Annotated in this window: 26 protein-coding genes and 1 pseudogene; 13 read left to right on the forward strand and 14 right to left on the reverse strand. The window is 70.6% G+C overall.

The window, feature by feature from the left end:
* The first annotated feature begins 58 nt into the window (after window positions 1-58).
* Entirely contained in the window at window positions 59-553 is a 495-nt protein-coding gene (locus WME85_RS53415) for a hypothetical protein (RefSeq protein WP_437833715.1), read from the forward strand.
* A gap of 15 nt (window positions 554-568) precedes the next feature.
* Window positions 569-712 (forward strand): annotated as a pseudogene (locus WME85_RS53420) (LysR substrate-binding domain-containing protein); the annotation flags it as partial.
* Window positions 713-786: 74 nt separating this feature from the next.
* Here the strand turns inward: WME85_RS53420 and WME85_RS53425 are convergent.
* Complete coding sequence (locus WME85_RS53425) at window positions 787-1,038, reverse strand: MopE-related protein (RefSeq protein WP_437833718.1); 252 nt, start codon at window positions 1,036-1,038, stop codon at window positions 787-789.
* A complete protein-coding gene (locus tag WME85_RS53430; protein WP_437833721.1) occupies window positions 1,016-1,519 on the reverse strand; it encodes a VWA domain-containing protein in 504 nt (167 codons plus the stop codon). The genes WME85_RS53425 and WME85_RS53430 overlap by 23 nt, the downstream gene beginning before the upstream one ends.
* A 267-nt stretch (window positions 1,520-1,786) precedes the next feature.
* Between WME85_RS53430 and WME85_RS53435 the strand changes: the two genes are divergently transcribed.
* Entirely contained in the window at window positions 1,787-2,875 is a 1,089-nt protein-coding gene (locus WME85_RS53435; protein ID WP_437833723.1) for an AAA family ATPase, read from the forward strand.
* 51 nt (window positions 2,876-2,926) lie between these two features.
* Here the strand turns inward: WME85_RS53435 and WME85_RS53440 are convergent, their stop codons facing one another.
* Window positions 2,927-3,625, reverse strand: coding sequence for an O-methyltransferase (locus WME85_RS53440; RefSeq protein ID WP_437833726.1), 699 nt, complete (start codon window positions 3,623-3,625; stop codon window positions 2,927-2,929).
* A gap of 254 nt (window positions 3,626-3,879) precedes the next feature.
* On the opposite strand from WME85_RS53440, the gene WME85_RS53445 reads away from it, so the two are divergent.
* On the forward strand, window positions 3,880-4,725 hold the full coding sequence (locus WME85_RS53445) for an AraC family transcriptional regulator (protein ID WP_437833729.1): 846 nt from the start codon (window positions 3,880-3,882) through the stop codon (window positions 4,723-4,725).
* A gap of 66 nt (window positions 4,726-4,791) precedes the next feature.
* Here WME85_RS53445 and WME85_RS53450 read toward each other — a convergent pair whose 3' ends face one another.
* Window positions 4,792-5,328 carry a sugar O-acetyltransferase gene (locus WME85_RS53450; RefSeq protein WP_437833731.1) on the reverse strand — a complete coding sequence of 179 codons (537 nt, stop codon included), beginning with the start codon at window positions 5,326-5,328 and terminating at the stop codon, window positions 4,792-4,794.
* Between the two features lie 748 nt (window positions 5,329-6,076).
* Between WME85_RS53450 and WME85_RS53455 the strand changes: the two genes are divergently transcribed.
* Together WME85_RS53455 and WME85_RS53460 are read left to right on the forward strand one after the other, a co-directional pair.
* Window positions 6,077-7,552 carry a glucuronyl esterase domain-containing protein gene (locus WME85_RS53455; protein ID WP_437833734.1) on the forward strand — a complete coding sequence of 492 codons (1,476 nt, stop codon included), beginning with the start codon at window positions 6,077-6,079 and terminating at the stop codon, window positions 7,550-7,552.
* A gap of 19 nt (window positions 7,553-7,571) precedes the next feature.
* Window positions 7,572-8,645 (forward strand): hypothetical protein, encoded by a 1,074-nt coding sequence (locus WME85_RS53460; protein ID WP_437833737.1) that lies wholly within the window; start codon window positions 7,572-7,574, stop codon window positions 8,643-8,645.
* Window positions 8,646-8,844: 199 nt separating this feature from the next.
* Here the strand turns inward: WME85_RS53460 and xylB are convergent, their stop codons facing one another.
* From xylB to WME85_RS53495, 7 genes are all read right to left on the reverse strand, one after another.
* On the reverse strand, window positions 8,845-10,401 hold the full coding sequence (gene xylB, locus WME85_RS53465) for a xylulokinase (RefSeq protein WP_437833740.1): 1,557 nt from the start codon (window positions 10,399-10,401) through the stop codon (window positions 8,845-8,847).
* A 47-nt stretch (window positions 10,402-10,448) separates the two neighbouring features.
* Window positions 10,449-11,459 (reverse strand): zinc-dependent alcohol dehydrogenase family protein, encoded by a 1,011-nt coding sequence (locus WME85_RS53470; protein ID WP_437833742.1) that lies wholly within the window; start codon window positions 11,457-11,459, stop codon window positions 10,449-10,451.
* Between the two features lie 108 nt (window positions 11,460-11,567).
* Window positions 11,568-12,557 (reverse strand): hypothetical protein, encoded by a 990-nt coding sequence (locus tag WME85_RS53475; protein WP_437306832.1) that lies wholly within the window; start codon window positions 12,555-12,557, stop codon window positions 11,568-11,570.
* Between the two features lie 111 nt (window positions 12,558-12,668).
* Entirely contained in the window at window positions 12,669-13,334 is a 666-nt protein-coding gene (locus WME85_RS53480; protein ID WP_437506843.1) for an LON peptidase substrate-binding domain-containing protein, read from the reverse strand.
* Between the two features lie 234 nt (window positions 13,335-13,568).
* Window positions 13,569-14,255, reverse strand: a complete 687-nt coding sequence (locus WME85_RS53485; RefSeq protein WP_437833745.1) for an SDR family NAD(P)-dependent oxidoreductase — start codon at window positions 14,253-14,255, stop codon at window positions 13,569-13,571.
* On the reverse strand, window positions 14,252-14,830 hold the full coding sequence (folE, locus tag WME85_RS53490) for a GTP cyclohydrolase I (protein WP_437306835.1): 579 nt from the start codon (window positions 14,828-14,830) through the stop codon (window positions 14,252-14,254). Before folE ends, WME85_RS53485 begins: the two co-directional genes overlap by 4 nt.
* Window positions 14,831-14,840: 10 nt before the next feature.
* Entirely contained in the window at window positions 14,841-15,290 is a 450-nt protein-coding gene (locus WME85_RS53495) for a DUF2203 domain-containing protein (RefSeq protein ID WP_437833748.1), read from the reverse strand.
* Between the two features lie 401 nt (window positions 15,291-15,691).
* Between WME85_RS53495 and WME85_RS53500 the strand changes: the two genes are divergently transcribed.
* From WME85_RS53500 to WME85_RS53530, 7 genes are all read left to right on the forward strand, one after another.
* Entirely contained in the window at window positions 15,692-16,537 is an 846-nt protein-coding gene (locus WME85_RS53500; protein WP_437833751.1) for an ABC transporter permease, read from the forward strand.
* A 53-nt stretch (window positions 16,538-16,590) separates the two neighbouring features.
* Window positions 16,591-17,679 (forward strand): polyamine ABC transporter substrate-binding protein, encoded by a 1,089-nt coding sequence (locus WME85_RS53505; protein ID WP_437833754.1) that lies wholly within the window; start codon window positions 16,591-16,593, stop codon window positions 17,677-17,679.
* Window positions 17,680-17,692: 13 nt separating this feature from the next.
* Window positions 17,693-18,571 carry an ABC transporter permease gene (locus WME85_RS53510; RefSeq protein WP_437833757.1) on the forward strand — a complete coding sequence of 293 codons (879 nt, stop codon included), beginning with the start codon at window positions 17,693-17,695 and terminating at the stop codon, window positions 18,569-18,571.
* 22 nt (window positions 18,572-18,593) lie between these two features.
* Window positions 18,594-19,679, forward strand: a complete 1,086-nt coding sequence (locus WME85_RS53515) for an ABC transporter ATP-binding protein (RefSeq protein ID WP_437833760.1) — start codon at window positions 18,594-18,596, stop codon at window positions 19,677-19,679.
* Between the two features lie 162 nt (window positions 19,680-19,841).
* Window positions 19,842-21,737 (forward strand): DUF2330 domain-containing protein, encoded by a 1,896-nt coding sequence (locus tag WME85_RS53520; protein WP_437833762.1) that lies wholly within the window; start codon window positions 19,842-19,844, stop codon window positions 21,735-21,737.
* Between the two features lie 83 nt (window positions 21,738-21,820).
* Entirely contained in the window at window positions 21,821-22,405 is a 585-nt protein-coding gene (locus tag WME85_RS53525) for a Uma2 family endonuclease (RefSeq protein WP_437833764.1), read from the forward strand.
* Between the two features lie 40 nt (window positions 22,406-22,445).
* Window positions 22,446-23,684, forward strand: a complete 1,239-nt coding sequence (locus WME85_RS53530) for a molybdopterin molybdotransferase MoeA (protein ID WP_437833767.1) — start codon at window positions 22,446-22,448, stop codon at window positions 23,682-23,684.
* Here WME85_RS53530 and WME85_RS53535 read toward each other — a convergent pair.
* The 3 genes from WME85_RS53535 to WME85_RS53545 all read right to left on the reverse strand — a co-directional run bounded on the left by WME85_RS53535 (window position 23,672) and on the right by WME85_RS53545 (window position 25,631).
* Window positions 23,672-23,965: a hypothetical protein gene (locus WME85_RS53535; protein ID WP_437833769.1), complete on the reverse strand. Its 294-nt coding sequence runs from the start codon at window positions 23,963-23,965 to the stop codon at window positions 23,672-23,674. The genes WME85_RS53530 and WME85_RS53535 overlap by 13 nt on opposite strands.
* 40 nt (window positions 23,966-24,005) lie before the next feature.
* Complete coding sequence (locus WME85_RS53540; RefSeq protein ID WP_437833772.1) at window positions 24,006-24,416, reverse strand: CBS domain-containing protein; 411 nt, start codon at window positions 24,414-24,416, stop codon at window positions 24,006-24,008.
* A 192-nt stretch (window positions 24,417-24,608) separates the two neighbouring features.
* A complete protein-coding gene (locus WME85_RS53545; RefSeq protein ID WP_437833775.1) occupies window positions 24,609-25,631 on the reverse strand; it encodes an endo alpha-1,4 polygalactosaminidase in 1,023 nt (340 codons plus the stop codon).
* Between the last annotated feature and the right edge of the window lie 325 nt (window positions 25,632-25,956).

Here is a 25,956-nt window from a genome sequence, read left to right on the forward strand (position 1 = left end):
GACCTCAGCGCAGGACATCTTGGCGCCGGGCGCTTCGGCGCCTGGCGTGGAGGGCTGAATGAAGATCACGGGTATGAAGCTCCGGGCTCTTGGCTTGTCGATGGCCTTCGCGTCCGCACAGGCGGCGTGCATGGACGGTCATGTCGATTCGATCACGAGAGTTCGCCTGGCGACCTCCGTCGAGGCGGCCACCGAAGGGCCGTGGGCTCCCTGCATTCCCCCCGAGGACGGGAACTTCGGCGGCATGCATTGCCCGGATCCCGGACCGGGCGGCGAAGAGCGCACGTGCATGGCGTCGTACGTGGCCGAAAGACAGGACGATGGATCGATGTGGTGCGATCTGGCGGCGCTCTGTAACTACGAGTGCGATGTGGCGGAGGACTGCCCGCAGCCGCCGAGCGGAACCGCCAGGCCCGTGTGCAATTCGGTCTGCTCGTTGCCCTGCGACGAGAACGCCACGTGCCCGAACGGAATGGAGTGCTGGCACCAGTACCACGGGCCCGGCCTCACGGACGAACAGGGCGTCTGCATGTGGAAGTACGAGTGCGAGTGAGCTCACCGCGCGCGCCTGCGTGCCGACGATTCCGTGACGTTCCTGGGCGCGGTCGAGACGGGCCTGGGCATCGCCGCGCTGCCTGAGTACTCGTGCCGTGACGAGAGCGCGCGCGGGCAGCTGCGGCGCGTGCTGCCCGAGTGGCAAGTCGGCGATGACCGCGTGACGATGGCGGGACACCTCGCGCCGGCTCGAGCGCCAAGGCCCCCGTGGACGAGCCCGGGCCCGATAGCTCAGGTGTCCGAGCCGCCGGCGCAGGCCGCGTCGCCGGCGTCGACCGTCAGATTGCAGTCGTTGTCGATGCCGTCATCGCAGATCTCGGCGGCGTCCGGGGGCACCTTGGCGTTCGCGTCGTTGCAGTCGTCCGACGCGTCGAAGCCGTCAGCGTCTCGATCCGGGAGGGCCGGGCCGCACGCCGTGACAAGGGCGCAGCCGAGGGCGATCACGAGCCCTCCGAGAGCGTCAGTCGCCGCTGAGATCACCATAAAAGTCTCCTTGCGGGGCGTCCTCCTTCATGAGGTCCAGGAGCGCGGGCCAGAAGGCTGCCTCCGCGTCGATGCCGGCGTCCATCAGGCTGAAGGCGTTGGCTCCGCGCAGGTGCGACATCCGGTTGACGAGATCGGCGCCGAGCCCCAATCCCAGGCCGAAGACGGTGATCCCGATGCCGTCGGCCGCGCCCTTCGCGACCAGGCTCTCGAACTCGCTGCCGCCGGTGGCCCCCACGTTCGGCTGAGCGTCGGTGAAGAGCATGACGCGGACCTCGTCGGCGCTGCCCTTCGCCTCGCGCGCGAGGTCGTATGCCTGCACGAGGCCCGCCTCCATGTTGGTGGAGCCGTCCTCCGAGAGCTCGCCGATGGCCTCCTTTATCTCGGGGTCGTCGCCTTGCGTCCAGTCGAGCGGCGTGTCGACCGACGAGCCGTACGTCACGATCGCGAATCGATCCTTCGCGTCGAGGCGGCTCGCCACGTTCCAGAGGAGCGCGTTCTCCCAGCTCGCGAGATCAAAAATGCATACGCTGGAGGGGCCAGCGTGTTGCTGGATTCCACGCGCGGCGGTCGACGTGCTGCGGGATCGCCCCGGCCGTCGCCGTCCACCTGGTCGAGCTCGGCCACGTCGCCGGCGAGCTACGAACCCAGGGCATCAGCTCCTGGCGATTGTCCTTGTCCCGGTGCCACCGCGACGCCCGATCGCGGCGCGGGTGGCGGGTGACCACGATGGGCTATCCTGGGCGGGATGACGGTCCAGGAGCTCCACGTCACCGGGTATCGCTCGATCCGCGAGCTGACCCTCCCCCTCGCGCAGGTCAATGTCATCGTCGGACCGAACGGCGTCGGCAAGACCAACCTCTACCGCACCATGGTGCTGCTCGGCGCCGCGGCGAGCGGGAGCTTCGCGCGCACCCTGGCCGAGGAGGGGGGGATGCCGTCTGTGCTCTGGGCCGGCCAGCGCCGCAAAGGCCCGGTGCGGATGACGCTGCGGGTGCGGCTGGATCAGCTCGTCTACGAGCTTCAGTGCGGGCTGACGCCGCCGCCTGGAGGGCCGTTCCAGCTCGACCCGGACATCAAGGAAGAGAACCTCTGGCTGCTCGACAAGCGCCGCCGCCTGCCGATGCTGGAGCGGGCCGCGGGCTCGGCCTTCGCGCGCGACGCGGACGGCCACCGCGTGACCTTTCCCTTCTCGCTCTGGGGCTCGGAGTCGGTGCTGTCGCAGGTGGTGGAGCCGCACCGCTTTCCGTTGCTCTCGGTGGTGCGGCAACAGCTGATGAACTTCCGGTTCTATCACCACTTCCGCACCGACTCCGGCGCGCCGCTGCGGGTGGAGCAGGTCGGGGTGCGGACGCCGGTGCTCAGCACCGATGGCCACGATCTCGCCGCGGCGCTGGCGACGATCCTCGATATCGGCGACAGGGGCGCCTTGAAGGATGCCGTCTCCAGCGCGTTCCCGGGCGCGTCGCTCGAGGTCTCCTCGACGCAGGGGCGGTTCCGCGTCGAGCTCGGGTTGCCAGGGATGGCGCGGCCGCTCGACGCCCGCGAGTTTTCGGACGGCACGGCGCGCTATCTCTGCCTCCTGGCAGCGCTGCTGAGCCCGAGGCCTCCGCTGCTCCTGGCGCTGAACGAGCCGGAGACGAGCCTGCACCCGGATCTGCTCGGGCCGCTGGGGGATCTCCTTGTGCACGCGGCGTCCCGGAGTCAGCTGTGGATCACGACGCACTCCCGCCCGCTGGCAGAGCGGATCCGGAAGGCGACGCCCTGCCGGCTCATCGAGCTCGACAAGCAAGGTGGAGAGACGGTGCTGGCGGGCGGCGCGGCGGAGGGCGAGTGACGTCCACCCCCGCGTGAGCCCTGCGGGCGGAGCCGGCGTCGGGGAGGCCGGTCAGCCCGGGTGCGCCGGCTGCCGGACCGAGTACTCGGTGCCCGAGCGGAAGGGCACCGTCATCGACGCGAAGCCGTGGCGCGGATCGCGCACGTAGGCGACGTAGTCGCGGTAGTCGGCCTTGAAGACGCCGACGTTGTCGGTCACCACCACGCCGCCCGGACGCAGGGCCGGGGCGACGAGCTTCAGCACGTCGAGGGCCCGCAGGGGAAACCCATCGTTGAGCATGAAGTCCACCTCGCCGAGGTCCGCTCGCAGCGTCTCCGTCGCGTCACCCACGCGGATCTCGGCGAAGGATGCGAGCCCTGCCTCCTCCAGGTTCGCCTGCGCGCGCCGCGCCTTCTCCGGCACGAGCTCGGTGCCGATGACGCGGCCGCCGCCGTTGTCGCGCACCGCCGCCGCGAGCCACAGCGTCGAAACGCCAAAGGACGTGCCGAACTCGACGATCGTCCTGGCGCCGAGCGCCCGCGCCGTCAGGTAGCAGAAGGCGCCCTGATCGCACCCGAGCGCGAGGTATTTGTCGGCGAAGTCGCGCTCCGTGCCCGGGGCGTCGATGCGACGGCCGAGGAGCATCCGCGGCAGCTGCGGCAGGAGGTGAAGGATCACGCCCGGCACCTGCCGGTCGGCCTCGCCGTGGAGGCGCCGCAGCACGGCGCGCACCCGCCCGTCGGGCAGGACGTCGAAGGGATCGGCCCTCATGGTCGGCCTCGGGTCAAGGACATACATTCTCGGAGCATTCGCTCGCCCTCCTCGCAGCCATGGCCTCTGGCGCTGAACACCGGAGATCGGTGGGCAGCGGAGGCATGAAGAGAACATAGCCGCCGGCGCCGTTGACCGCATTGCGCAATCGGGACAAATTGTTTATCAAAACGGTCATGGCAGTGAAGCGGCGGAGTTCGAGGGCGACACGGGTAGCGCATCCGACGGGCTGGACGTTTCGTGGAGACGTCCAGGTGGCGAACGAGCCCCGTGGCGCGGTGGCGTCGTTCGAGTCGCTCGCGAGCCGCTTCGCGCTCGAGGCGCGTGGGCGCTGGACGACGGCTGTCGCGCGGCCGGTGAACGCGATCGGGCTCAGCATGGCGAGCGGCGGTATCGAGAGCGAGCCTCACGCGCACCGCGAATCGCAGCTCATGTACCTGGTGCGCGGAGAGCTGATCTGCGAGGCGTCGAGCGCCCTCTGGATCGTGCCGCCGCAGTCGGCGCTGTGGATCCCCGGGTCCGTGACGCATCGGATCCGCGCGACCGCGCCGCTCGAGGGCTACAGCGTCTTCGTCGAGCCCGGCGCGGCGCCGGACCTTCCGCGGGATTGCTGCGCGGTGTCGGTGACGCCGCTCTTCCGCGAGCTCTTGCTGCGCCTGGCGACGCGCCCCGCGCTCTACGATCTCGAGGGACCGGACGCGCGCCTGGTAGGCGTGCTCCTCGACGAGCTCGCCACGGTCTCGATCGAGAAGCATCGCCTGCCCATGCCGGTCGATCCGCGGCTCCGCCGTCTGGTGGATGCGATGACGGCCGAGCCGGCGATCGGCGTGACGACGAAGGTGTGGGCGAAGCGGATCGGCGTCAGCGAGCGCACGTTGAACCGCCTCCTGGTCGAGGAGACGGGCCTGAGCTTCGGCCGCTGGCGCCAGCAGCTCCACATCATCCTCGCCCTCCAGAAGCTCTCCCGCGGCGCGGCCGTGCAGAGCGTGGCGCTGGACCTCGGCTACGAGAGCGCGAGCAGCTTCGTGACCATGTTTCGCAAAGCGCTCGGGACGTCGCCCGCGCGGTACATGGCGAGCCGCCTGGCCGCGCTCGCGTGACCCGAGAGCTCACCTCGTGGAGCGGTGACCCGCGCTGCGACGATTCGCTCAGCCGCCGGCTGTCATTCACGACAGATCGCGGATCGCGCGGGCCGGGACACCTGCCACGAGGCTGTTCGCGGGAACATCGTGCGTCACCACGGCGCCCGCCGCCACGACGGAGCTCTCGCCGATGGTCCCACCAGCCAGGATCGTGGCGGCCGCCGAAACCGAGACGTTCTTCTCGAGGACGATGGGCTTCGCCAGGGCGTGAGCCCGCCGTTCGGCGGGCCCGACGGGATGATACGATGTGATGAGGTTCACCTTCGGGCCGAGCATCACATCGTCTCCGATATCGATTCCTCCGATGCCCATCAGGTGGCAACACTGGTTTATGAAGACGTTCTTGCCAATGCGGATGTTGACGCCCTGGTCGGTGTAGAATGGGGGAATGAGCGAGAAGCTCGGGTCGACCGGTCTGCTCGTCAGCTCGCTGCACTTTCTGCGGATCTCGTCGGCATCCTCGAAGGAGAGCTTGTTGATCTCCCAGGCGATGCTCTCGGACTCGGTTGAGCCAATCCCGATCACCCGGGGGGCAAATGCAGCGTCATTTCCGGTCGTCATCTCCTGGGGCCCTTTTCGGTTCGAGTCCGCGCGCGCTCGGGGAAGCGCCCACCGGACACGGCGCACGATGCCGGCGCTGGCGCGTCCAGGCCCGTCCTGGTACCGGAACGGAACCGGCAGAGGACGGCAGAGGACGGCAGGGGATAGGCGAGGCGAAGAGGGCAGCCCGTCCCTGGTACACCGCGCGCGCCGGAGGTCGTCGGATTTCTGACGGGCTCGTGATCAAGGCGCCGCCGCGCGGGCATTCAGGGGGTCGCTGTCCGATGTTCGGCGCTGGTGGTGCGGAGAGACACAATGCTTTCGGCGTGGGTACAGTTTTCGAGGCGTGAGTCGCCCCGCAGGCTGTGGAGTGAAGGCGGCCCCTTCTATGCATGGATGAATTATCAATAGAGCGTCGCTTTCCAGGAGGGCCGAGGCCATCGAAGAGGACGCAGAGAGCTCGTTCGGAGGCAGGCCGCCGGAGCAGCGCACCGGCTGCTCGCCCGGCGCATTCCGCAAGAGTCGAGATCCTGCAAGTGCCGAGAAGAGCCCACATGAGCGGCGCGCGCAGCGCGTGGACGCTACGAAACAGGACAAGATCGACTTGAAGACGACCGGCAAAGTGGAGAATAACCTCGGCGGCGCTCGCGCGTCGGACCCGCGGCCGCCATCCCATCGCCCGACCCCGGCGGGAACCTGCTTCACGACCCCCTCACGAGGAGCGCTCAACATGCGTCTACGCACCGCACGTCCCACGATCTCTTTGGTCTTGCTCGCAGCGCTGCCTTGGGCGCTCGCCGCCTGCGGCACCGGAGGCGGACCGGATCCCATCGGTTCAGGAGGAAGCACTGCAGTCGGCACGGGGGGCGCCGGCGTCGGCGGCACCGGCACCGGAGGGGCGCCGGCGGTCACTGCTGGAGCGTCCTCTTCGAGCGGTGCCCCGACCGGGACGGGCGGCGACCTGGCGACGAGCGTGGCCAGCACCGGTGGTGGGGGCCCGGTCGGAACGGGCGGAGCGCCGGGAACCGGTGGTGCTGACGGCAGCGGCGGCGGCGGCGGCGACGCCGCGAGCGCCGAGTGGGGCCAGGTGGAAAACCCTGGAGCCGGGTGCACCGTCGGACCGATGCCGAGCGTCGCTTCGCTCACGGCGAACGCGAAGCTGCCGGACCCCTTCAAGAAGATGGACGGCAACCGCATCGCCGACAAGAGCGAGTGGGCCTGCCGGCGCGAAGAGATCCTCCAGCAAGCCTACAAGTTCATCTACGGCGACAAGCCCGTCCCGGCAGAGGGAGCCGTGTCCGGTACCGTGAGCGAGAGCAGGATCACGGTCGAGGTCAACGATGGCGGCAGCACCTCGTTCAACCTCACCGTGAACATGAACGGGGCGACGGCGCCCGCACCGGCCATCATCGGCTACGGCGGCCTGAGCGGCATGCCAGTTCCGAGAGGCGTCGCGACGATCACCTTCACCGCGGTCGAGTCGACGGGCGGCAGCGGCGCGAAGAACGGGCCGTTCTACAGCGTGTACGGTTCGGACCATCCCGCGGGTTACCTCACGGCACAGGCCTGGCAGATCAGTCGCGTCCTCGACGTCCTGGAGCAGAACCCCGGCGTCATCGATCCGCACCGGGTCGGTGTGACGGGTTGCTCACGCTGGGGCAAGGGTGCCTTCGTCGCCGGCGCGCTCGACAACCGCATCGCCTTGACCATCCCGGTGGAGTCGGGTCTCGGGGGCACGGTTGGCCTGCGCCTCGTCGAGGTGCTCGATAGCTACAGCGGCGCCGAATGGCCCTACCATGGCGTCAGCTACGTCCGCTGGCTTTCGGAGGTGGCGCTCGGTCAGTTCACCACGGGCAACAGCGCCGGGGCCGACAACACGAACAAGCTGCCCGTCGACATGCACGAGATGATGGGCCTCATCGCTCCACGCGGCCTCTACATCGTGGACAACCCGAGCACCATGTACAACGGGCTCGATCGGAACTCGGCGTGGGTCACGGCCAACGTCGGCAAGATGATCTTCGAGGCGCTCGGCGTCGGAGACCACATGGCCTACACGGGCGCAGGTGGGAGCCACTGCAGCTGGCGCTCGCAGTACACTGCATCCCTCAACGCCATGGTCGACAGGTTCCTGCTGGGCAACGACGCTGCGGCGACGGGCAATTTCGCCACGGACCTGCCCAACAAGCCGAACCACATGGACCACATCGACTGGACACCGCCGACGCTCACCGGCGAGCTTTGATCGAGCGCAGAGGTAACTCATGAATCATAGCCCGTTCTACTCTCTCGGTGTCGCCCTGGCCCTGACGCTGGGCGCTTGCGGCCCTGACCAGGATGGTGACGCCACGGGCGGCACCGGAGGTGGCGGAGCCTCGGGCGCCGCGGTGGGCTCGGGCGGCCAGAGCCCCGCGGGAGGCGGCGGCGGCACGCCGCAGGAGACCGGCAGCGCCTCATCGGGGGGCGCCAGCGGCGGCGCGACGTCGACCGGTGGGGCGGGGCCGAGCGGCGGCACCGGCGGTGGACCCGGAGCGGCCACCGGCGGAGCGTCGGGGTCGGGCGGCGCTCCGGGTGGCGCCTGCACGCGCGAGCTCCTGGATGGCCTCCTGGACGACTACTTCGCCGCCCTCGCCGCCGGGGATCCTTCCGGCCTACCCCTGGCAGAAGGCGTGAAGTTCACCGAGAACGCCGTGCAGGCCGAGATCGGCACGACGGACTTCTGGATGAACGCTGGCGAGGTGAAGCATTCGCAGCGTGCCCTGGATACCGAGGCGTGCAGCGCGGGCGCTCAGGCGGTGGTTCCGGAAGGCGGGAGGGATCTTCCCGTCGCACTCCGCATCAAGGTGGAAGGCTCGGAGATGACGGAGATCGAGACGATCGTCGTCCGCCCGGGCGACTACACGGCATCCTTCGCGGTCGCTTCGGATCCCGCCGCGATCATCGCCATCTCGGACGACATCGGTTGGCACGACGAGGTCCCGGAGGCAGAGCGGGCCACCCGGGAAGAGCTGACGAGCTGGATCGACAAGTACTTCCGTGCGTTCCCCTCCGGCGTCTGCAACGTCACAGGAGACTGCAAGCGCCTGGAGAACGGGGGCGGCAACTTCTCTTGCCGCACCGGAGCCTCCTGCAGCGCCGGCGATCCTGGGTCCAACGGCACCTTCATCCCGCGCGTCATCCTGGCCGACGAGGTGCGCGGCATCGCCATCGGTCTCACCATGTTCGACTTCATGACGGACGGGCATCTGGACATGCATATGATCAAGATGTCCGGCGGTGAGGTGCACGCCGTCCACGCCATCCTGCGCGACACGAACGGCGTGTCCGGCTGGGAGTGATGGCGACCTCCCTCGCCGGTCGCGTCGAACCGCCGCCCAGCTGAGGCTCAGCAGGGTAGAGCGATACGGTAGGACGCCTTCCGCTTGGTGCTACGTCGCGGAACTCGCAGGTATTTCAGGCGTGGAAGGCAGGGTGGGGGACGGGCCGCTGTCTGTCGATGAGCCATCGCGGAGAAGCCCCCCGACCCCCGTCAACCCATCACGCCAGCTTGCCGAGCTCCCGGAACCGACCGCGCAGGTCGCTGTAGAGCCCCTGGTACACCGCGTGGATCTCGCGGTACCGCGCCGAGCGCGCCTGATCCGGCGCGACGCGCGACACGACATGGACGAACGCGTCCGCCGCCTCCTCGACCGACGAGAACAGCCCCGCGCCCGCCGCGCCGAGGAGCGCCGCGCCGTAAGCCGGGCCCTCGGTCGAGGTGGTGATCGCCACCGGCGCCTCGAAGACGTCGGCCATCAGCTGGCGCCAGAACGGGCTGCGCGCCCCGCCGCCGGTCAGGCGGATCTCGTCGATCGTCACCGGCGCCGCGCCGTTCGTCTGCCCCACGCCGCGCATCAGGGCCAGCGAGTCCGCGAGCCCGAAGGTGATGCCCTCGAGGACCGCGCGCGAGAGGTCGGCCTTCGTCGTGCGGGCGCTCAGCCCGACGAACGCGCCGCGCGCCGCGGCGTCGTTGTGCGGCGTGCGCTCGCCCATCAGGTAAGGGAGGAAGACGACCCCGCCGGCGCCCAGGCGGGCCGTCGACGCCGTGTCGGAGATGATCTCGTAAGGATCGACCTTGCGGAGCTCGGCCGCCATGCGCTCCCCGTCGCCGAGGACGTCGCGGTACCAGCGGAGCGCGCCGCCGGCGGCCAGCATCACGCCCATCAGGTAGAAGCGACCCGGGACCGCGTGGCAGAAGCTGTGGAGCCGCATCTCGGGCTCGACGATCCACGAGTCGGTGTGCGCGAGGATCACGCCGCTCGTGCCGACCGAGGCCATCGCGCGGCCAGGGCGCACGATGCCGAGCCCGACCGCGCCCGCCGCGTTGTCCGCCGCACCCCGGACGACCAGCGTGCCCGCGGGCAAGCCCGTCGCGGCCGCGACCTCCTGCGTGAGCTGGCCGAGCGGCGCGTTCGACGGCGCGGACCGCGGGAAGATCGCGCGCGGGACGCCGACCGCCCCGAGCAGCTCGGCGCTGAAGTTGCGGTCGCCCGGCGAGAACGCCAGCGTGCCGCTCGCGTCGCTGTCGTCCGTCCCGAGCTCGCCGGTCAGCCGCAAGCCCACGAAATCCTTCGGCATCAGCACGGCGCGGACCCGGGCGAACGCCTCCGGCTCGTGCTCGCGCAGCCAGAGCAGCTTCGGCAGCGTGAACCCCTCGAGCGCGCGGTTGCCGACGAGGCGCGCGAGCCCCGCGTCGCCCACCTTCGGGTTCGCGTGGATCGCCTGACACTCGGCCGTGGTGCGCGTGTCACACCACAGGATCGCGGGCCGGATGACGGCCTGCGCCTCGTCCAGGAGGACCGCCGAGTGCATCTGCCCCGTCAGGCCGATCGCGCGCACCTCGTCACGGCGCGGGCCGAGGGCGCGCGCGAGCTCGGTGAGGGCGCTCAGCGCCGCCGCGGCGAAGTCCTCGGGATCCTGCTCGGCCCACCCGGCGTGCGGGGTGGAGAGCGGGTACTCGCGGTGCGCCGACGCGACCGCCGCGCCGCGCTCCATTTCGACTGCGATGGCCTTGAGGCCGCTGGTCCCAACGTCGATTCCGATCACGATGGCCATGAGAAAGCGTCCTTTTTCGTAAAGTGAAAGTGAGCGGCTAGAAGCGGCTAGAAGACAACCTGGAGCTTCATGGGCGCGGCGCCCTTCTTCATCATCTCGAGCCCGCGCGGGAGCTCCTCGACCGGCATCGCCTCGGACAGGAGCCGCTTCACGTCGACAGCCCCGCGCTCCATCAGCTTGAATGCCCGGTCGTACGTCCTCCTGATCGCGAAGCTGCCGATGATCTCGAGGTCGCGCCGGTAGATCTCGAACGGCGAGACCTCGACCTTGTCGTGCGGCCCACACACGCCGAAGACGAGGTACCGGCCGCCATTCTTGACGTACTGGAGCGAGTCGCCGAGGACCCGGGCGATGCCCGTCGCGTCGATCACGACGTCGAACCCGTAGGGCGCGATCTTCTTGAGCTTCGCCTGGAGCGCGTTGTCGGCGAGGACCACCTCGGTCGCGCCGTGCTGCCGGGCGAGGTCGAGCTTCGACTCGACCACGTCGACCACGGTGACCGCGGCGGCCCCGTTCGCGCGGCTCGCCTGGAGGTGGAGCTGGCCGATCGGGCCGGCGCCGATCACGAGGACCTCCGAGCCGATCTCGATGCGCGCGCGATCCTGGCCGAAGACGACGCACGCGAGCGGCTCGCAGAACGCCGCCTCGCTGAACGAGACGCGCTCGAAGCGATAACAGTTCTTCGCGGGGACCCGCACGAGCTCGGCGAAGCCGCCGTCGCGGGTGACGCCGACGGCATTCCACTTCAGACAGTGGTTTTGCCGGTTGATCATGCAGAAGTGGCACTCTTCGCAGGTCACCGTCGGGTCGACCATCACCCGATCGCCGGGCTTCAGGTCCGCGACCTCCTCGCCGACCTCGGCCACCTCGCCGGCGAGCTCGTGCCCGGGGATGAGCGGGAACGTCGGGAAGAAATCGCCCTCCCAGATGTGTACGTCCGTCCCGCAGATGCCGCACGCCTTCGCGCGGACGAGGACGTCGCGCGGGCCGATCTGCGGCGGAGCGATGTCGTTGCGGACAGCGATCTTCTTCACGGCTTCGAGCACGGCTGCCTTCACGCGAGACCTCCTGAGGCGTCGCATAGGCGGGCCGCGGCCGTGCGTCGAGGGGCCGTCGCGAGGACCGCCCTGCGCGGCGCGGCGCAGGGCGGCCGGACGCGCGCGACGTCAGGACTTGGCGGACGGCTTGGGCGGAGAGATCGTGCGCCAGAGGAACGCGTAGACGTCCATCAGGTCGCGCGGGGCGAGGGCGCGCTCGCGCAGGCGCCGCTCGAGGTCGCGCGCGAGCGATTGCATCCGGGCGTACCCCTCGGAGCTCGGCGCGCGGTCGTAGGCGAGGTTGAAGCCGAGGACGACGGCCTGCTTCTCGAAGAACGACGGCTTCACGAACACGTGCTCCTCCGGGTAGACGAGCGCGCTCAGGATCGTCGCGAGCGGCCACGTGGCGACCTTGGCCGCGGCGAGCACGCCGGCCAGCCGGTCGAAGCGCGCGGCGTAGTCGCCCGCGCCGTAGAGGAGATCGACGACCGCCTCGGCGTAGGCGCGGTGGTGCTCGGCCGGCATCTTGTTGAACGGGATGAGGTCGCCGAGCGGGTGCAGGAGGCCGGTCGCCGCCTTGTGGACCTTGGTGATGCGCTCCATGAAATCGGCGAGGTTGCCCGCCGCGAGCAGCGCCTCGAGCTCGCCCTTGCCGAGGAGCGCGCGCGCGGTCTCGATGGCGCTCTGCTTGTACGCCTTGCTCTTCTTCTTCGCCCCGCCGTTGCTCGGCTCGCCCCCCACCGAGCCGCGCTCCTCGGCGACGAAGTGCGGGCCCCCGAACCCGCCCTCGAACTGCGACTCGAAGCTCGTGACCTGCTCGTCGAAGCTCGTCAGCGGCGGCGCGACGACGCGGGCGCGCTGCTTCTTCGCGGCGGACGACGGCCGATCCCGGAGCCCGCGGATCCGGGCCTCGAGGGCGTTCGCCTCGTCGTCGCCGAGCTGCACCGGCTCGAGCTTCGACCAGAAAGCCTTGGCGATCGAGTGATTGTGGCCGTCCTCGAAGTCGTAGAAGCGCTTTTCGTCGCGCTCCTCGACGAGGTATCCGAGCCCCCACTGGGGACACCCCGGGTGCTTGACGATGATGGGGGCTGAAGGTTCCGTTGAACGAGAGGTCGCCATAGGCGGCGCAGCCTACCCGATCTTGGCGCGACCGCACCCCGCTCCGACATCGCTTCTGGACTCGTGTTCAGGTACCCCGCGCTGGCGGCGCGCGATCGAGCCCTGCCGGGCTCAGTTGACGTCGCGGGTGGCGGAGGCGAGCGCGAGCTGCTGGAGGGCGAGCGCCTCGGTCACGCGGCGCACCCGCGCGACGACGTCGAGCGTCTCCAGCACGGCCTGCCGCTCGCGGGCGTCGAGGATCAGGTGGTGGGCGCAGAGGTCGACGACGAGCGAGGTGGCCGCGTCGCGCGGCAGCCGGAGCTCGAACCCGCTGTCCCGCTCGCGGACGAGCGAGGCGAACGAGGCCGCGGTGGAGATGAGCGCGGCGTGGTCCTGGGCCGAGACCTCGCCGGGCTCGTCCTCGAGGACGGTCGCGGCCGCCGTGCGGTACGGGGGCACGAAGGGGCGCTCCGCCAGGCGGACGCGGGCGCGGCCGCGCAGCACGATGTTGTAGCGGCCCCCCGGCAGCTCGGCGTGGTCGATGATCTCGCCGGCGCCGGCCACGCCCGCGATCGCCGGGTGGCCGTGCGCGTCGACCGCGCGGGTGTCCGTGATGAGGACGACCGAGAGGATGCGGTGGGTTTCGAGGGCGTCGCGCACGAGGGCCCGGTAGCGCGGCTCGAAGATGTGCAGCGGCAGCAGGGCGCCGGGGAAGAGCACCGTCTGCGGCAGCGGGAAGAGCGGGAGCTCGGGCAAGGCCGCGGCGAGATCGCCTGGTCGCGGAGGCGTCGTTTCCACGGCCTCAGGCTAGCACGCAGGTGCGTCGGGTGTGGCGGCGCCACGTACATGGAGCTCGACGGCGGGGGACGAGCGCCGGGGCGGTGCGGGAGCGAGCGCGGCCGTCGCGCGCCGTCGCCGAGCGCGGCGCGAGCGCCGCCCGGGCGCTGTTGTCGCCGAGCGCTGCCCGGGCGCTGTCGCCGAGCGCCGCCCGGGCGCTGTCGCCGAGCGCCGCCCGGGCGTCGCCGAGCGCCGTCAGCCGAACATCTCGAGGGCCGAGCCGGTGACGGCGTCGGGCGCGTCGAGCGCGGCGTACACGATGAGCCGCGCCACGTCGTCCGCGCTCATCTGCGGGGGGAAGCCGCTGCCGACGAGCATGTCGGTGTCGACCGAGCCGGGGAGCACGGCGATGGACTGGAGCCCCTTGCCGCGCAGCTCCTCGGCCAGGCTCTTCGCGAAGCCGACGAGGCCCCACTTGGACGCGGCGTACGACGCGTTGCCCGGGGACGCGATGGTCGAGGAGATGCTGCCGACGTGGACGAGCCGGCCGCGGCCCTGCGCGAGCATGGCCGGGAGGAAGGCGCGCGAGACGAGGTAAGGGCCGCGGAGGTTGACGGCCATCACCTCGTCCCACGCCGCGGGCGAGGTCTCGTGGACTGGCGCGCCGCGGCGGACGATGCCGGCGTTGTTCACGACCACGTGCGGCGCGCCGAGCCACGCGATGACCTCGGCGGCGGCGCGCGCCACCTGCTCGTCGGAGGCGACGTCGCAGGGCACCGGCAGCGCGGCGACGTCGAGGCGGCGGACCTCGTCGGTGATCTCGTCGAGCCGCGGGCTCGGGCGGCCGAGCAGCGCGACGGAGAGGCCGCGGCGCGCCAGCGCGAGCGCCGTCGCCCGGCCGATCCCGCGGCTCGGCCCCGTGACGACCGCGACGCCGGTCACGCCCTGCCCCCGGCGAGCGCGGCGGCAAAGGCGAGATCGCGCTCGGGGCCCGGCTCGGCGAACACCCCCGCGACGGCGACCGTCTCGATGAGGGCGCCCGCCTTGCGCTCGCCGCGGGCGATGAGGCAGGTGTGGGTCAGGGCGAGCTTGCACAGCGCGCCGCGCGCGCCGAGCTCGTGGACGAGCAGCTCGACGAGCTGGCCGCCGATGCGCTCCTGCAGGGTCAGCCGCCGGGCGAGCGCGTCGAGCACGTGCGCGATCGTGCCGATGCCGGCGACCCGCGCGCCCGGCAGGTAGGCGACGATGCCGGTGCCGTGGCCGGGCAGCAGGTGGTGCGGGCACATCGTGGTCACGGCGAGGTCGCGGGCGACGACGAGCCCGCGCTCGAAGGGGCCTGTCTCCATGGCGCCCTCGCGGAGCACCGCGGCCGCGTCGATGGCCTCCCCCTCGATGAGGTCGTCCGCCCACGCGTCGGCGACCCGCTCGCCCGTGCCCGCGAGCTCCCCCTCGACGTCGCGCCCGAGCGCGCGGAGGAACTCCTCGATGGCCCGGGCCGCTCTCTGCCGGTCGATCACGGTGGCCTCGTCAGTTGAGCAGCTGCCGGCGCTTGGCGGCGGTGATCGGCTTGCGCCCGGCGTAGCCGGCCTCGAGCCCGTGGTAGTGATCGACGGCCGGCTCGCCGTAGCGCCAGCAGAGCCAGACGAGGGCGCCGTCGAGGCGGCCGTAGAAGTCGCAGAGCCCGATGCGCTGGTCCTTCACGACGACCCCGAGATCCTCGACGTCCCGCCACCCGGCCTCGTACGCGGCGATCCTCTCCGAGAGCTCGCGCTCGCGGGCCCGCGCCAGCTCGCTGCCGCTGCGCGCCAGCTCGATGAGCTGATCGGGCGCCACCGTCGGGCTCTGCACGGCGTCCACGAGCTGCTGCCAGCAGCGCTCGATATCGCTCGCCAGGGCGAGCTGCCGGCCGATCAACGACGAGAGCTGCGGGACGAGCGCGTTCGCCTCTTCGATCGTCCAGATGCGGGGAGTGCTCACGGGACCTCACCTGAAGGGCGGCGCGACAGCCCGGTCATGCAGGGCGGGTAAGCGGAGGGGAGTGCGGTGTCAAGGGCTCTCCGGAGCGAGCCGCCGCGCGCCGGCCAGCGCAGGAGGCCCCACGGTCGAGGCCGCGACCGCCGCGCTGGCCCCTGGCCTGGCCCCAGGCCGCGCCGCGCGCGAGCCGTCCGCGTCGCGCGAGTCGACCGCGCCGCCCGCGCCGCCCGCGCCGCCCGCGCCGCGCGCCCGCGCTCGGTCACAAGGCCAACGCGGGCGACAGCCAGCGTGGCCGCGTTCACCCCGGTGATCCAGGCCCCCTCCCTCTTCGGCAATGTGTTGCAAACGGCGTTCAGCAAGCGATAAGCTCGCGCAGCGACCGTGTAAGATTGCGAGGCCGCCGCATGCGACTCCGGACGATGTCGGGCATCAAGCTGTCGAATCTGCTCCTTTGCGGCTGGAGCGGCGTCGTCCTCATTTATCTTTATCTCCCGATCCTGCTGCTTGTCGCTTACTCGTTCAACGACTCGCGGATGAGCGTCGTGTGGGAGGGGTTCACCTTCAAATGGTATCGGCAGCTCTTCGACGAGCTCGTCGCCCACCTGGGGGACGAGCGCCGGTCGCCGCTCATCGAGTCGCTGAGCAACAGCGTGATCATCGCCGCGATCACCACGGCGTTCTCGGTCGTCCTCGGCACGGCGGGCGCCTTCCTGCTCTACCGGTACAGGTTCCCCGCGCTGCGGTCGATCACGACGCTGATCTTCATCCCCATGATCATCCCGGAGATCATCATGGGGATCAGCCTGCTCATCTTCTTCAAGACGGTGGAGCTCGAGCTCGGCTTCACGACCGTGATCGTCTCGCACATCACCTTCTGTTTCCCCTTCGTGCTCATCGCCGTCCAGGCGCGCCTCGCGGGGCTCGACCCGTCCCTCGAGGAGGCCGCGCTGGATCTCGGGGCGACGCCGCTCAAGGCGTTCTTCCTGATCCTGGTGCCTTATCTTCTGCCCGCCATCATCTCCGGTGCGCTGATGTCGTTCACGCTGTCGATGGACGAGCTCATCGTCACCTACTTCACGCGCGGGCCGAAGTCCGAGACCTTGCCGATCAAGGTGTTCGGCATGGCGAAGGTCGGTCTGAACCCGATGCTGAACACGATCTCGACCGTGTTCATCGTCGTGACCGCGATGCTGGTCGTGGTCGCCGAGTCGCTGAAGGGCACCGCGAGGCGGCTCCCGGACGAGGGCTGAAGGCGAGCGGCGCGGACGCCTGCGCCGGCGCAGGCAAGACAAGGAATAGGCCAATGAAACGCATCTCAGCGCTCTTGATACTGATGGTCGTCCCGCTCATGGCCCTCCTCGGCTGTGGGAAGAAGGAGAGCCCGGCGCCGCAGGCGGCCGGCTCGGGCAGCGCGCCGGCGGCCGAGCCCAAGGCGGGCGGCGAGCTCAACCTCTTCGCGTGGTCCGAGTACGTCCCGCAGGAGGTCCTGGACGGCTTCACGAAGGAGACGGGGATCAAGGTCAACTACGAGACCTACGCCTCGAACGAGGAGATGATGTCGAAGCTCCTCGCCGGGAGCACCCGGTACGACCTCATCCAGCCTTCCGAGTATGCCGTCGAGGCGCTCATCCGGCAGAACAAGATCCAGCCGCTCGACCACGCGCGCCTGCCGAACCTGAAGAACATCGCGCCCGCGTTCAGGGGCCTGGCGCACGATCCGGAGCTCAAGTACACGGTCCCGTGGATGGGCACGACGGTCGGTATCGTCGTCAACACCGAGAAGGTGAAGGAGCCCGTGAAGGGCTTCAAGGACGTGTTCCAGCCGAAGTACAAGGGGCGCATCGTGGCCCTGAACGACGCCCGCGAGATCGTCGCCTGGGTGATGGTCTCGATGGGGCTCGACTCCAACCAGGTGACGCCGGAGAACCTCGCGAAGATCAAGCCGACCCTCGCGGAGTGGATCAAGCTCGTGAAGGTGTTCGACTCCGACAGCCCGAAGACGGCGCTCCTCAACGGCGACGTCGATATCGGCATCGTCTGGAGCGGGGAAGCGGCCCTCCTCTACCAGGAGAACAAGGACAAGTTCCAGTTCATCCTGCCGGCCGAGGGGACGCACAAGGCCATCGACAGCCTGGCGGTCCCGGACAACGCCCAGAACAAGATCGGCGCGGAGCTGTTCATGAACTACATCCTCCGCCCGGAGGTCAGCAAGATCATCTCGGACAAGTTCCCCTACACCAACCCGAACACCGAGGCGCGCAAGCTGCTCACGCCGGAGCAGCTCGCGAACCCCGCGAGCTACCCGCCCCTCGCGGGGATGGAGACCTTCCACGACATCGGGAAGGCGGCCGCGGACGTGGACAAGCTGGTGACGGACCTCAAGGCGCAGTGAGCGGCAGGGCGCCATGAACACAGCCACCGGGCAGATCGTCGAGCTCCAGGGCGCGCAGCGGAAGCCGGGCGTCCGCGGGTGGCTGCTGCTCGCGCCGCTCCTGCTCTGGCTGGTCGCCTTCGTCGTGGCGCCCACCGCGATCATGCTCGTCTACAGCTTCTGCGAGCGGGACGAGCTCGGGCAGGTGGTCTTCCGGCTCTCGCTCTCGAGCTACGCGCGCGTGCTCGACGCCACCTACCTCAAGATCCTGCTCAACTCGATCCGGTACGCCGCCATCACCACGGCGATCTGCCTCGTCGCGGGCTACCCGGTGGCGTACTTCATCGGCCGGGCCCGCGAGGGCGTCCGGAACAAGCTGCTCATGCTGGTCATGGTGCCGTTCTGGACCAGCTTTCTCATCCGGACGTATTCCTGGATGTCCATCCTCAAGTCGGAGGGGCTCCTCAACGGGCTGCTCCTCTATCTGCGGATCATCTCGGCGCCGCTCGATATAATGTACACGCCGTCGGCGGTGGTCATCGGGCTCGTCTACTCGTATCTGCCGTTCATGATCCTGCCCATCTACGGGAGCGTCGAGAAGCTCGACAACGCCCTGATCGAGGCGGCGTTCGACCTCGGCGCGGGGCCGGTGTCCGCCTTCTCCCACGTCATCGTCCCGCTCACGCGCCCCGGCATCCTGGCGGGCATCCTGCTCGTGTTCATCCCGGCGCTCGGGATGTTCGCGATCACCGACCTCATGGGCGGGGCGCGCGTGCCCATGATCGGCAACGTGATCCAGAACCAGTTCGGGCAGGCGCGCGACTGGCCGTTCGGCGCCGCGCTCGGCATGACGCTCCTGCTCCTTTTCTCCCTGTTCTTCGTGCTCGGCCTGCGCAAGGAGCCGGAGCGCTGATGCTCCTCTCTGAGGTGAATCGATGGATGTGATGGTCGAGCTCCGCGCGGTCACCAAGCGATTCGGCGGCTTCCTCGCCGTGAACGAGGTCGAGCTCCAGATCAGGGCCGGCGAGTTCATCACGCTGCTCGGCCCCTCGGGGTGCGGCAAGACGACGCTGCTCCGGATGATCTCGGGCTTCGAGACGCCGACGACCGGCGCCGTCCTGCTGGAGGGGAAGGACATGACGCACGAGCCGCCCTACCGGCGGGACGTGAACCAGGTGTTCCAGAGCTACGCGCTGTTCCCGCACATGACCGTGCAGGAGAACATCAGCTTCGGCCTGCGGATGAAGAAGGTCCCGAGGCAAGAGATGGCCGAGCGGGTCCGCGCCGCGGTCGCCATGGTGTCGCTCGAGGGCATGGAGCAGCGGAAGCCAGCGCAGCTCTCCGGCGGGCAGCGGCAGCGGGTCGCGCTCGCGCGGGCCATCGTCTGCCGCCCGAAGGTGCTGCTCCTCGACGAGCCCCTCTCCGCCCTCGACGCGAAGCTGCGGCACGCCATGCAGGTGGAGCTCAAGGCGCTGCAAAAGAAGCTCGGGATCACGTTCGTCTTCGTGACCCACGACCAGGAAGAGGCGCTCACCATGAGCGACCGCATCGCCGTGATCAACAAGGGCCGTATCGAGCAGCTCGGCGACGCGTCGCAGATCTACCACCGCCCCAAGACCACGTTCGTCGCGAACTTCATCGGCCAGGCGAACATCCTCCGGGCGTCCGTCCTGTCGCGCAGCGGCGAGCGCGCGCGGGTCCGGCTCGAGGGGGGGATCGAGCTCCTCGTCAACGCCGAGCACCTCGCCGGCGGGGCGGAGAGCGCGCTCATCTCCATTCGACCCGAGAAGATCGCGCTACGCAAGGCGCGGGAGGCCGCCTTCGAGAACTGCTTCGAGGCGCACGTCGAGGACGAGCTGTTCAAGGGTGCGACCGACCAGCTGCGGCTCCGGACCGACTCCGGGCTCACGCTCACGGCCGTGGTGGCCAACGAGAGCTCCGGCCAGACAGCGCTCCACGCCGGGGACAGGGTGTTCTGCCACCTCCACCCCGACGACATCGTCATCGTGCACGAGGCGTGAGCCGCCGCGCGCCGGCGCCGCGCCGTCACCGCAGGATTGCGGCGCGGCCGGGGGGCGCCCTCGCGGCGGAGTCGCTGTGGCAAGGGAGCGTCGTGAACTGCGGTTCTCATCGGGCCGCGACGGCGTGGAAGTCCGCGTCGATCACCGCCTACGATGGAGGGCATGCTGCTTGCCATTCGGCCTCGCATGCCCAGACGGTCGCTTGCGCTTGCGCTTCCTGCGGTCCTCCTGTCGTTCTCCGGTGACGCCCTCGCCGCGGGGGCGTGGCTGCCCGGCGCCGGACAGGCGTCCGTCGAGCAGCGCGTCGCCGTCGCGGCGGGGCCAGAGCGCACGACGCTCTGGACCAGCCTGCGGTTCCAGGGGCCGAGCGGGCCCGTGGCCGTCGTCGTGCCGGTGCCGCCGCTCGCGGCGCTCGACGTGAGCTCGGACGCGTGGCTCGAGGCGCTCGAGGCGGCGACCGCGCCGCGCGTGCTCCCGCCCGAGGGCGTGGACGCAACCTGCCCGGGAGAGGAGGGCGCGCCGGCGCCGTTCGACATGACCGGGCAGCTCGCGCACGAGGCGGCGCTCGCGCCGGTCGAGGTGACCGTGCTCGCGGACGCGGACGCCGTCGCGCGCTGGGCTGCGTCGGCCGGGCTCGCGCTCTCCGCCGAGACGGCCGCGCAGCTCGCCCAGCTGCAGGGGGTGCGGTTCGCGGCGGCCCGGTTCGACGCGCCCGGCGGGCCGGCGCTCACGAAGACGCTGCGCATCGTCACGGGCGGCGGGGAGCCGCTCCTGCCGCTGTCGCTGACCAGGGCGGACGACAGCGGCGTGCTCGTCACCGCGTGGCTCCTCGGCGACGGCCGGGGCGCGCTGTCGGGCGCCGCGCCCGTGACGCTCCCGCCGGCCTCGCTGACCTGGGACGCGAGCGCGCAGCGCAGCGATTACACGGAGCTCCGCGAAGAGATCCTCGGCCAGGCGGGGGGCGACGGGGCGCTCGTCGAGGCCGCGGGCCACGAGGCGCTGAGCCGCAGCGTCGCCCTCGGCAGCGACCGCGTCGACAGCGTCGTCGCGGCGTACTTCGCGCGCGCGAGCACGTACGGCGACGCCTCCGACGCGCCGGGGTCGTGCGCCGCGGTGGCCGCGGCCGCGCTGGCGTCGAGCCTCAAGGTCGCCGCGAGCTGCCCGCGCGCCGAGCACGGCGTCGTCGACGGCGCGCCCGAGTGCGCGGAGTCGCCCCGGCAGGACGAGACGGATCCGGAGCTCCTGCGCTGCGGCCCGATCGCCGACGATCTCGCGGTCGGCCTCTCCGGGCTCGCGCCGTCGTCGGTGTGGCTCACGCGCGTCTCGCTCCGGCTCGCGGCCGGGCAGCCCGGCGCGGACTGGCCGCTCACCTTCGGCGATGGCCGGTCGGTCACGCCGATCGTGCGGGCCGGCAGCCTCCGCCTGGACGAGTGCTCCGGCGAGACAGGCGGCGGCGGCGCGGGGGCCGGCAGCTCGTCGGGCTCGGGCTTGCCCGGGGGCCTTGGCGGGGGGCCGAGCACCGGCGATTCGAGCACGACCGGCGGCTCGTCGGGCGTGGACGGTCCGGACTACTACGACGACGACGAGCCGGTGGCCGACATGGGCTGCGGCTGCGCCGGCACCGCCGACACGGTCGTCGTGGACGACACCGACGTGCAGGACGACGACGGCTACTACGAGGAGGAGTACGAGGACGACGGGTGCAGCGGGGACACGAGCGAGCCGGCGCCCGACGACGAGTACTACGCGGAGGACGACGGGTGCAGCGGGGATACGAGCGAGCCGGACTCCGACGACGAGTATTACGCGGAGGACGACGGGTGCAGCGGGGACACGAGCGAGCCGGACTCCGACGACGAGTATTACGCGGAGGACGACGGGTGCAGCGGGGACACCGACGACTCCGCCGAGTCGGAGGACTGCTCGATCGCGGGCGAGCGGCGCGCGAGCGCCCGGAAGAAGCGGGGGCCGAAGCTGTCGGTCATGGCGTTCGGCGCCTTCGCGCTGGTCGCGCCGCTCCGGCGCGCGAGCCGGCCGCGGCGGGGCAGCAAGCGGTAGGACCCGGGCGAGCGGCGTGACCCCTGGCGCGTGAAGCACCGGGGGGGCGCTTCCCGTGCCATACTCCCGGGCGAGGCCATGACGTGAACGCACCCGCCCGCAAGCTGTCCTTCACCTACGCCGAATACCTCGAGCAGGAGCGGGCGAGCCCGACCAAGCATGAGTTTCTCGCCGGCGAGATCTTCGACATGGCCGGCGGCACGCCGGAGCACGCGCGGCTCGCGGCGCGGGTGACCATGGCCCTCGGCGCGCAGCTCGGCCGTTGCCCTTGCGAGGTGTTCTCGTCCGACCTCCGCGTCCGCGTGCGCGAGACGGGCCTCGCGACCTACCCCGACGTGAGCGTCGTCTGCGGCCAGCTGGCGCGCGATCCCGAGGACAAGGACGCCGTGGTCAACCCGCTGGTGCTCGTCGAGGTGCTGTCGGACTCGACGGAGGGGTACGATCGGGGAGAAAAATTCGCCCACTACCGCCGCATCCCCTCGCTGAAGGAGTACGTGCTCGTCTCGCAGTCGCACCGGAGGATCGAGGTCTTCCGGCGCAACGAGGACAACACCTGGACGCTGTACGAGGCCGGGCCGGGCGAGCGCGCGCGGCTCGCCTCGATCGACGGCGCGCTCGCCGTGGACGAGATCTACCGCGGCGCGCTCGACAGCTCCGCCGCGGGCTGAGCGGCCCCCGCTTCACGGAGCCCCGATGCGCGACGTCCGGATGCGAGGCTTTCGCGAGCACACGACGGTCGAGCGGGCGCTCGAGATCCTGGAGCAGCGCGTCCAGCGGCTCGGCGACGAGCCGGTCCCGATCGCGCGCTCGGCCGGGCGGGTCGCGGCGGAGTTCGTGCTCGCCCGGGCCAGCGTGCCGCACTTCGCCCGCTCGGCGATGGACGGCTACGCGATCGCCGCCGAGGCGACCTTCGGCGCGGCCGCCGGCGCGCCGGTGGAGCTCGCGCTCGTGGGGGCCTCGTTCCCCGGGCGTCCTCACGCCGGCGCGATCCGCCGGGGCGAGGCCGTGCGGATCACGACCGGCGCGCCGGTGCCCGAGGGGGCCGACGCGGTGCTGATGGCGGAGCACGCCGAGGAGGCCGCGGGCAGCGGCGGGGCGGAGGTGGTGCGGGTGCGCCAGCCGGTGCCGCCGGGCAAGCACATCGCGGTGGTCGGCGAGGACGTGCTGGCCGGCGCGGCGGTCGTGTCGGCCGGGCGCCGGCTGCGCCCGCAGGACGTCGGCGTGCTCGCCTCGACCGGCGTCGCCGAGCTGCGCGTCGTGCGCAGGCCGTCGGTGCGGATCCTGATCACGGGCGACGAGCTCCTGCCGCCGGGCAGCATGCCGAGCGGGGCCTGCATCGTCGACGCGAACAGCCTGGTGCTGTCGGCGCTCGCGCGTCGCGACGGCGCCGAGGACGTCACCGTCGCGTACGTCCCGGACCGGCGCGAGGCGGTGCGGGATGCGTTGTCATCGTCCGGCGCGTCCGGCGCGGACGTGGTGCTGGTCTCGGGCGGCTCGTCGGTCGGCTCGGAGGACCATGCGCCGCTGGTCCTCGCGGAGCTCGGCGAGGTGGCGGTCCACGGCGTCGCGATGCGCCCGGCGAAGCCCGCCGGGTTCGGCTTCCTGGCCGGCGGGCGCCCGGTGTTCCTGCTGCCGGGGAACCCGGTGTCGTGCCTCTGCGCCTACGAGTTCTTCGCCGGCCCGTCGATCCGCGCCCTCGGCGGCCTGCCGCGCGCGTGGCCGCACCGGCGGAGGTGGTGCGTCGTGGCGAGCAAGATCGTCTCCGAGCCGGGGCGCGTCGATTACGTGAGGGTGCGCGTCGACGGAGATCGGGTGTTTCCGATCGCGACGAGCGGCGCCTCGATCCTGTCGTCGACGACGCGCGCCGACGGCGTGGTCATCGTGCCGGCCGAGCAGGAGGCGATCGGAGAGGGGGCCGAGGTCGAGGTGCTGCTCTACGACGGGTGAGGGACGCGTGCGGCGAGGGGGGCGGTCTTCCCGAAGAGCGGCTCGCGGAGCACGTGGAAGACGACGCCGAACAGGAGCCCCCTGACGGGCTGGAGCAGCGGTCCCGCCATCACCCAGGGATCGCTGGTCGGCCGCATCATGAGGCTGAGGCTGGTCTCTGCAAAGAAGCGCGTGTAATCGAGGATCGAAGACGCCAGCAGGCCCATGACGACATACGTGACAGAGTGGGTCACGGCCGTCTTGAGCAAGATCTCGAGGAGCGCTGGTCGTGTCTGGCTCACAGAGGGCCTCCTCTCGGGCGACGTGGCGTGGGGGCTCTCGTCAGGGCGTCGGACGCGCCTCCAGCAGGTCGGCGAGGGCGCGCATCCCGTCGGTCGTGGTGAAGACGCCGATCACCTTGCCGCGCTCGAGCACGATGGCAGAGCCGTACTTGTGCTCTGCCATCTCCCTGGAGACTTCGTCGAGCGGGGTGTCGGGCGAGGTCGTGTAGACGATCGGGGTCATCGCCTCCTCCACGGTCACCTTCTCAGGGTCGACGTCGCGGAGCGTCTCGATGAGGTGCAGATCGCGGTCGGAGACCACCCCGACCAGGGTGCCCCCATCGAGCACGGGCAGGTGGCGGATCCGGTGCTCGCGCATGACCTTGTGGGCATGCGCGAGGTTCTGGGCGAGCCCGATCGAGTGCGGGCTCCTGGTCATGTAGCGGTTGACGGTCGGAATCGCTCTGGTCATCGGATTGGCCTCGTCCGCCGAGGGAGCAAGAACATGGCCATGGCGAGCTCCCGGCGGGGCGCGGCCCGAGGTCGGGCCTGCGGCGCACGCCTTGCGCCGGGCGCGCAACCGGACGCGCCCGCATGGGCCCAGCGAGCGCCGGAGCTCCTCGAGCAGCGCCTTCAGAGGCGGCGGCTCCCTCAGGGACCGGGGTCACCGGCAGGGCCACCGGCCGCCGTCGAGGTCGAGCGGCATCTCCATGCTGTTGAAGCCCCAGGCGTTCGCCTGGTCGCAGAAGAGCGACCTGTCGGTCATGTGACCGGAGAACGGATCGTCGTACTCCACCTCGAACACGGCCTTGCCGTTCGCCAGGAATGTGTCGACGAGGATCTCGCACTCTTCGTACTCGAAGCACTGCTCGTTCAGCGTCCAGTCGAAGTGGGGCCACAGGTCCTCCGCCTGCTCGATGTCGCCCTTGAGCCCGACGGACATGCCCATCGAATGGGCGAGATCCGCGATGAACCGGTTGTAGGCGATCTGGTCCTCGTAGGTGAGGGGGAACCCCGAGTCGTTGGCGTAGCCGTCGACCTCGTCGGGCTCGATGGCGTCGAAGCCCTTGTCCTTGCAGACCTGGAACCGGGCCTGCATGATCGGCCCGAGGAGCTCGATCTGCCGGATGTCGAGCCAGAAAGAGCCCTCCCAGTGGTAGTCCGGGTTGCCCTTGACCGACTCCGGGAAGTCGCCGGCGTCCGGCCGATAGTCCTCGAACGCGCCGACGTCGACGTAGCAGATGACCTTGGCGCCCCTCGCGTGGAGCGCGGCCACCGTCTCGGCCGGCGTGAACTCCCAGTCGATGTCGTAGACCGTGGGAGGCGGCGACTCGGTGGGCGCTCCGGTGGGATCGACCAGGCCCATATCCTTGGGATCGTCCAGATCCAGCGGGTGGTCGATCATCCAGTGCCACGACGTCTCGAGCTCCGGGATCCAGATATCGGGGTTCCCGCCGGAGGACGTCGATGAGGCGGACGTCGACGAGGCGGACGTCGACGAGGCGGACGTCGACGAGGCGGACGTCGATGAGGTGGACGTGGACGCCGAGGTGCTCGAGCTGTCCGACGGGTCCAGGCGCGCGCCCCCTGCTCCGCCCGGATCCTCGCCGGTGTCGCCGCACGCGACGTGTGCTGCCGAGAGGACGAGGAACAACGACTTGACCACCGCGGGCCACGATCGATTCATGACGGCGCTCCCATCTATCAATGTCCCGGCAGGCTACAGGCATACCGCGCTGGGTCAAGCTCTCCAGGGCAGAGGGCCCTTCGCTGGCCGCCGTCGTGAGCGACCGAGATCGATGTTATCGCCGGAGAAGAGGGCTCCTGCAGCGTTGTTTGAAGTAGTGCAAAGCCGTCGCCGGGGCGCGGGATCGTGCAAGATTACCGCATCGCTGAGCCCTGACATCGCGCGCGACGTTCACGGCCCGCCTCGAGCTGGCGTGCCCTCGGGTGATGGGCGGCGCGCTCCCGAGCTGGCCCCCCACGTCACGTGATCTCGTCCAGAGCGCTCT

Source organism: Sorangium sp. So ce1153 (genome assembly GCF_051521595.1).
GTDB lineage: Bacteria > Myxococcota_A > Polyangia > Polyangiales > Polyangiaceae > Sorangium.

What these genes read in the sequence shown, in the direction of transcription:
- WME85_RS53415 (WP_437833715.1), top strand. Translation starts at nt 59, where the DNA reads ATGAAGATCACGGGTATGAAGCTCCGGGCTCTTGGCTTGTCGATGGCC.
- WME85_RS53425 (WP_437833718.1), bottom strand. Translation starts at nt 1,038, where the DNA reads ATGGTGATCTCAGCGGCGACTGACGCTCTCGGAGGGCTCGTGATCGCC.
- WME85_RS53435 (WP_437833723.1), top strand. Translation starts at nt 1,787, where the DNA reads ATGACGGTCCAGGAGCTCCACGTCACCGGGTATCGCTCGATCCGCGAG.
- WME85_RS53440 (WP_437833726.1), bottom strand. Translation starts at nt 3,625, where the DNA reads ATGAGGGCCGATCCCTTCGACGTCCTGCCCGACGGGCGGGTGCGCGCC.
- WME85_RS53450 (WP_437833731.1), bottom strand. Translation starts at nt 5,328, where the DNA reads ATGACGACCGGAAATGACGCTGCATTTGCCCCCCGGGTGATCGGGATT.
- WME85_RS53460 (WP_437833737.1), top strand. Translation starts at nt 7,572, where the DNA reads ATGAATCATAGCCCGTTCTACTCTCTCGGTGTCGCCCTGGCCCTGACG.
- xylB (WP_437833740.1), bottom strand. Translation starts at nt 10,401, where the DNA reads ATGGCCATCGTGATCGGAATCGACGTTGGGACCAGCGGCCTCAAGGCC.
- WME85_RS53475 (WP_437306832.1), bottom strand. Translation starts at nt 12,557, where the DNA reads ATGGCGACCTCTCGTTCAACGGAACCTTCAGCCCCCATCATCGTCAAG.
- WME85_RS53500 (WP_437833751.1), top strand. Translation starts at nt 15,692, where the DNA reads ATGCGACTCCGGACGATGTCGGGCATCAAGCTGTCGAATCTGCTCCTT.
- WME85_RS53505 (WP_437833754.1), top strand. Translation starts at nt 16,591, where the DNA reads ATGAAACGCATCTCAGCGCTCTTGATACTGATGGTCGTCCCGCTCATG.
- WME85_RS53510 (WP_437833757.1), top strand. Translation starts at nt 17,693, where the DNA reads ATGAACACAGCCACCGGGCAGATCGTCGAGCTCCAGGGCGCGCAGCGG.
- WME85_RS53515 (WP_437833760.1), top strand. Translation starts at nt 18,594, where the DNA reads ATGGATGTGATGGTCGAGCTCCGCGCGGTCACCAAGCGATTCGGCGGC.
- WME85_RS53520 (WP_437833762.1), top strand. Translation starts at nt 19,842, where the DNA reads ATGCTGCTTGCCATTCGGCCTCGCATGCCCAGACGGTCGCTTGCGCTT.
- WME85_RS53530 (WP_437833767.1), top strand. Translation starts at nt 22,446, where the DNA reads ATGCGAGGCTTTCGCGAGCACACGACGGTCGAGCGGGCGCTCGAGATC.
- WME85_RS53540 (WP_437833772.1), bottom strand. Translation starts at nt 24,416, where the DNA reads ATGACCAGAGCGATTCCGACCGTCAACCGCTACATGACCAGGAGCCCG.
- WME85_RS53545 (WP_437833775.1), bottom strand. Translation starts at nt 25,631, where the DNA reads ATGAATCGATCGTGGCCCGCGGTGGTCAAGTCGTTGTTCCTCGTCCTC.